Here is a 2,116-nt window from a genome sequence, read left to right as displayed (position 1 = left end):
AGCTGGCTGGAAGGCACCTATGCCGAGATCTACCCGGATATCGATCACAGCGAAGCCGGCGTGCAGAAACTGTTCAAGCAGTTTTCCTTCCCCGGTGGCATTCCTTCGCACGTCGCCCCGGAAACCCCCGGCTCGATGCACGAAGGCGGCGAACTGGGTTATGCGCTGTCGCATGCCTTTGGCGCGGCCTTTGATAATCCCGACCAGGTCGTGGTATCGGTAGTGGGCGATGGCGAAGCCGAAACCGGCCCGCTCGCCACCAGTTGGCACTCCAACAAGTTCCTGCATCCGGTCAACGATGGCCGGGTGCTGCCGATCCTGCATCTGAACGGCTACAAGATCAACAACCCGACTGTGCTGGCCCGCTTGTCACCGCAGGAACTCAACAGCCTGTTCGAGGGCTACGGCTACAAGCCGCATTACGTCGAAGTCGGTACCGATGTCGATGACTATGCCGTCATGCATCAGCGCATGGCCGAAGTGCTCGATACGGTGATGGATGAGTTTGCCGCCATCCGTGAAACTGCACGGGTCGAAATGGCCGCCGGTAAATCGGTCACGCGTCCGCGCTGGCCGATGATCATCCTGCGGAGCCCCAAGGGCTGGACCGGCCCCAAGGTGATCGACGGCAAGAAAGTGGAAGACTACTGGCGCAGCCACCAGGTGCCATTCTCCGACATGACCCCGGAACACGTGGCCGAACTGGAGAAGTGGCTCAAGAGCTACCAGCCCGATACCTTCTTTACCCCCGAAGGGGCCCTCAAGCCCGAACTGGCCGAACTCGCCCCGCATGGCAGCCTGCGCATCGGTGCCAACCCGCATGTGCATGGCCTGGTCACGCGTGACCTGAAGATGCCGGACTTCCGCGCTTACGAAGTCAAGTTCGACCAGCCGGGGACCAAGGTGGCCGAAGCCACCCGCGTCATGGGCAAGTTCCTGCGCGACGTGATGCAGGAAAACCTCGATGCCCGGAATTTCCGCGTGTTCGGCCCGGATGAAAATACCTCCAACCGCCTCTCCGACATCAATACAGTATCGGGCAAGACCTGGCTCGCCGACTACAAGCCGGAAGACGCGACTAACGACGCGCTGGCCCAAGACGGCCGCGTGATGGAAATCCTGTCCGAGCATACCTGCCAGGGCTGGCTCGAAGGCTACCTGCTCACCGGGCGCCATGGCCTGTTCAGCTGCTATGAAGCCTTCATCCACGTCGTGGATTCGATGTTCAACCAGCACGCCAAATGGCTCAAGACCACGCGCGAGATGCACTGGCGCAAACCGCTGCCCTCGCTGAACTACCTGCTCACCAGCCACGTCTGGCGGCAGGATCACAACGGCTTCAGCCATCAGGACCCGGGCTTCCTCGATCACGTGATCAACAAGAAAGCCGAAGTGATCCGCGTCTACCTACCGGCGGATGCCAACATGCTGCTCTCGGTCACCGACCATGTGCTGCGCAGCCGTCATTACGTCAACGTGGTGGTGGCCGGCAAACAGCCCGCGCTGCAATACCTGACCATGGATCAGGCGATCAAGCACTGCACCAAGGGTGTCGGCATCTGGGATTGGGCCTCCAATGATCAGGGCGGTGAGCCCGATGTCGTGCTGGCCTGCGCCGGCGACGTCCCGACCATGGAAGCGCTGGCCGCCACCGATCTGCTGCGCCAGGAATTCCCGGCGTTGAAGATCCGCTTCGTCAACGTGGTCGACCTGATGACGCTGCAACCGAAATCGGAACATCCGCACGGGCTGACCGATGCCGAGTTCGACGCCATCTTCACCACCGACAAACCGATCATCTTCGCCTTCCACGGCTATCCGTGGCTGATCCACCGCCTGACCTACCGCCGCAATGGCCACGACAACCTGCACGCGCGTGGCTACATCGAAGAGGGCAGCACCTCGACCCCGTTCGACATGGTGGTGATGAACAAGGTGGACCGTTTCAACCTGGCCATCGACGTGATTGACCGCCTGCCGCAACTGAAGGGCAGGAGTGCCTATGCGCGCCAGCATTTTGCCGACAAGCTGATCGAGCACAAGCACTACATCAACGAGTATGGCGACGACATGCCCGAGGTGAAGGACTGGGTCTGGCCGTATCAGAAGTGAGGCT

Annotated in this window: 1 protein-coding gene; it reads left to right on the top strand. The window is 61.0% G+C overall.

Annotated elements, in window-relative coordinates; genetic code table 11:
- A partial coding sequence (locus tag AC0KVQ_RS16345) for a phosphoketolase family protein (RefSeq protein ID WP_473422257.1) occupies positions 1 to 2,112 on the top strand: 2,112 nt, incomplete at its 5' end.
- Positions 2,113 to 2,116 lie beyond the last annotated feature (4 nt).

The sequence above is a fragment of the Formivibrio sp. oc-25 genome, from assembly GCF_055810895.1.
Note: the sequence above shows the minus strand (reverse complement) of the source record. Positions and strands in the feature narration are given on the sequence as shown.